At 71.6% G+C, this 3,780-nt stretch carries 4 protein-coding genes; 1 reads left to right on the top strand and 3 read right to left on the bottom strand.

From position 1 onward, the window contains the following. Positions 1-6: 6 nt before the first annotated feature. Together VGO20_RS08575 and VGO20_RS08570 are read right to left on the bottom strand one after the other, a co-directional pair. Positions 7-1,362 (bottom strand): ammonium transporter family protein, encoded by a 1,356-nt coding sequence (locus VGO20_RS08575; protein WP_327501904.1) that lies wholly within the window; start codon positions 1,360-1,362, stop codon positions 7-9. Between the two features lie 62 nt (positions 1,363-1,424). Then, positions 1,425-1,763 carry a P-II family nitrogen regulator gene (locus tag VGO20_RS08570; RefSeq protein ID WP_327501903.1) on the bottom strand — a complete coding sequence of 113 codons (339 nt, stop codon included), beginning with the start codon at positions 1,761-1,763 and terminating at the stop codon, positions 1,425-1,427. Positions 1,764-2,055: 292 nt separating this feature from the next. On the opposite strand from VGO20_RS08570, the gene VGO20_RS08565 reads away from it, so the two are divergent. Beyond that, positions 2,056-3,300, top strand: coding sequence for a UbiH/UbiF/VisC/COQ6 family ubiquinone biosynthesis hydroxylase (locus tag VGO20_RS08565; RefSeq protein WP_327501902.1), 1,245 nt, complete (start codon positions 2,056-2,058; stop codon positions 3,298-3,300). Between the two features lie 143 nt (positions 3,301-3,443). Here VGO20_RS08565 and thpR read toward each other — a convergent pair. Next, positions 3,444-3,780: RNA 2',3'-cyclic phosphodiesterase (gene thpR / locus VGO20_RS08560; RefSeq protein ID WP_327501901.1), on the bottom strand; the 337-nt coding region annotated here is incomplete at its 5' end.

Genomic DNA, 3,780 nt, shown 5'->3' with positions numbered 1-3,780 from the left:
AGAGCCTCAGATCGAGCGCGAGCCGTGGCCGAACTCGGGATAGGCCTCCATCCCCAGCTCCGCCCGGTCCAGGCCCAGCTCCTCCTCCTCGGGGTTGACGCGCACGCCCACCGTCAGCTTCAGGGCGTACCAGACGACCGTGCTGGCGACCACGGTGAACGCGCCGTAGGCGACGATGCCGGTGAGCTGCGTCGCGAAGGACGTCTCGGCGTTGCTGATCGGCACCGCGATCGTGCCCCAGATGCCGCAGATCAGGTGGACCGAGATCGCGCCGACGACGTCGTCGATCTTCAGCTTGTCGATCGCCGGGATCGCCAGCGTGACCAGGATGCCGCCGACCGCGCCGACGAACAGGGCGGTCACGGGATGCGGGCTGAGCGGGTCGGCCGTGATCGAGACGAGGCCGGCCAGCACGCCGTTCAGCGCCATGGTGAGGTCGACCTTGCGGTAGATCACCTGGCTGGTCGCCATCGCGGCGATCACGCCCGCGGCGGCGGCGAGGTTGGTGTTGATGTAGATCGTCGCGATCGCGATCACGTCGGCCGCCGAGCCCATGGCCAGCTGCGAGCCGCCGTTGAAGCCGAACCAACCCAGCCACAGCACGAAGGTGCCGAGCGTGGCCAGCGGCAGCGAGGAGCCGGGCATCGGGTTGACGCCGCCGTCCGGCCGGTACTTGCCCTTGCGCGCGCCGAGGATCAGGGCCCCGGTCAGCGCCGCCCAGCCGCCGACGGAATGCACGAGCGTCGAGCCCGCGAAGTCGTAGAAGCCCATCTCGCTGAGCCAGCCGCCGCCCCACTGCCAGGACCCTGCGATCGGGTAGATGAAGCCGGTCAGCACGACCGTGAAGATCAGGAACGGCCACAGCTTCGAGCGCTCGGCCAGCGTGCCGGACACGATCGAGGCGGCGGTCGCGACGAAGACCATCTGGAAGAACCAGTCCGAGCCCGCCGCGTAGTTGCCCGAGAAGTCGCCCGCCAGCGCCGCGCTGTCGTCCGGCGACCAGACCGCGAAGGAGCCGATGAACGCGCTCTCGCCGCCATACATCAGGTTGTAGCCGACGAGGTAGTAGAGGATGCCCGCGACGGCGTAGAGCGATACGTTCTTGAGGCAGATCGTCGCCACGTTCTTGGAGCGGACGAGCCCCGCCTCCAGCATCGCGAAGCCCGCGGCCATCCACATCACGAGGAAGCCGTGCATCAGGAAGGAGAGCGTGTTGAAGATGTAGGTCGTCTCGGTCGTCGCGGCGGCCTCTCCCACGGCCTCTCCCAGAGCGGCATCCTGGGCCAGCGCCGTGGCGCAGGGGGCCAGGACGATCGCGCCGGCGAGCGCGGCGAGCCTGGCGGTACGGGTAGTCGGCGTCATCACTGGATCGGTCCTCCTGAAGGGGACGGGGCAGGCCGGTGCCCGGTCCGTCCCGGCATGGTCTAGAGAGCTTCGGCGTTCAGCTCGCCGGTGCGGATGCGGACGGCCTCGACGATCTCCATCACGAAGACCTTGCCGTCGCCGATGCGGCCGGTGTTGGCGGCCTTCTGGATCGCCTCGACGGTCCGGGCCGCCAGATCGTCGGCCACCGCGACCTCGACCTTTACCTTCGGCAGGAACGACACCGAGTATTCGGCGCCGCGGTAGATCTCGGTCTGGCCCTTCTGGCGGCCGAACCCCTTCACCTCGCTCACCGTGAGGCCCTGGATGCCGAGCGAGGTGAGCGCCTCGCGCACCTCGTCGAGTTTGAAAGGCTTGACGATCGCCATGACGAGTTTCATCGGATTGCACCCCCTTGCCCGTTCACCGGCCCGAGCGCCCGGCCCGGGTCGTTCCCGATCCACGGCATTTTCAAGAAGCGTGCCGTTTGCGCGGCATTCTCGGAAAACGTGCCGTTCCCAGGGCGCGCGGGCGGCTCGCGCCCCGGGCCGCCGTTCGGGCGCACGGTCCGGGCGTGCCGAATCCTTGGGCACTGGCCAGGCAGGCGCCATCGGGTGCACGATTCTTGTGCAGATCGGCGGGGGCGACGCGCAGGCTCTGGACAACGGCGCCCGGCCGCCCGATTGTCGCGTCATGACCGCGAACCCATCCCACAGCCCGATGCCCGGCGACCTCGCGACCGAGGTGCTGATCGTCGGCGGCGGCCTCGCCGGCCTGACGCTGGCGGCCGCGCTCGCCGGCGCCGGCGTGCCGGTCGTCTGCGTCGACCGCGACACGCCCGAACGCCAGCTCGGCCCCGACTTCGACGGACGGACGACCGCGATCGCCCACGGCTCGCGCAAGGTGCTGGAGGGGGCGGGCGCCTGGCGCCACATGGAGGACGAGGCCGGGCCGATCCTCGACATCCGGGTCGCCGACCAGGGCTCGCCGCTGTTCCTGCACTACGACCACCGCGAGGTCGGGCTCGGCCCGCTCGGCTACATGCTCGACAACACGACGATACGCGGCGCGCTGTTCGCCCGCGCGGCCGAGCTGCCAGGCCTCGTCCACCTGACCGGCGCCACGGTCGAGCGGCTGGAGCGCGGGCCCGTGCGCGCGTCGGCGACGCTCGCCGACGGGCGGCGCGTCTCGGCGCGCCTCGTCGTCGGCGCCGACGGGATGAACTCCTTCTGCCGCCGCTCGGCCGGCATCCGCGTCTCGTCCTGGCGCTACGGCCAGACCGCGATCGTGTGCACCATCGCCCACGAGAACCCGCACCGGGGCGTCGCGGTCGAGCATTTCCTGCCGTCGGGCCCGTTCGCCGTGCTGCCGATGAAGGGCGACCGTTCCTCGATCGTGTGGAGCGAGCGCAGCGAGCGGGTCCCCCATTACCTCGGGCTGTCCGATGCCGCCTTCGCGGCCGAGATCGCACGCCGCGCCGGGCCATGGCTCGGCCGGGTCGAGCCGGTCACCCGGCGCTGGACCTGGCCGCTCGGCGGGATGCACGCCGAGCGCTACGTCGACCGGCGCCTGGCGCTGATCGGGGAGGCGGCGCACGCGATGCACCCGATCGCGGGGCAGGGGCTCAACATGGGCCTGCGCGACGTCGCCGCCCTGGCCGAGGTGGTGGTGGACGCGCACCGGCTCGGCCTCGATCCCGGCGATCCGGAGGCGCTGGCCCGCTACCAGCGCTGGCGGCGCTTCGACACGGTCGCGCTGATCGCGGTGACCGACGGACTGACCCGGCTGTTCTCGAACGACATCCTGCCGCTGAAGCTCGCGCGCGACCTCGGCATGGCGGCGGTGAACCGCGTCAACCCGCTCAAGCGCTTCTTCATGCGCCATGCGATGGGCATCGTCGGCGACCTGCCGCGCCTGATCCGCGGCGAGCCGCTGTAGGAACCCGGCCCTGCCGGCCTCCCCGACCGCCTACGTGGCGCTCCTGCGCGACCGCCTACGTAGCGCTCCTGCGCGCCCATGCCGGCAAGCCGGTCGGGGTGCTGGTGGCGCACGGCCCGCAACATGAACGCCGCGTCCGGGCTTCAGGCCAGCGGATACTCGCCGAGCGGGATGTAGACCGGGCCGCCGCGGCCGGGGCGGCTCTCGAACAGGGTGAAATGGTCGACCCTGACCGGGCCGGCCCGGAACAGCCCGCGCTCCTCCAGGAAGCGGGCGACGCGCTCGGCCGGGGCGTCCTTGAGGCGGGCGAGCGTCACATGGGGGATGAACTTGCGCTCCTCCGCGGGCAGGCCCGTGCGCACGACGGCGCTCTCCACCTTCTGCTGGAGGTGCTGGAGCGCCGCGTTGCCCTCGACGCCGGCCCACAGCGCGCGCGTGCGCGCCCCGGCGCCGAAGCGGCCGGTGCCCTCCAGCACCAGG

The organism is Arenibaculum sp. (assembly GCF_035998295.1).
Taxonomy (GTDB): Bacteria; Pseudomonadota; Alphaproteobacteria; order Azospirillales; family Azospirillaceae; genus DASYHS01.
Note: the sequence above shows the minus strand (reverse complement) of the source record. Positions and strands in the feature narration are given on the sequence as shown.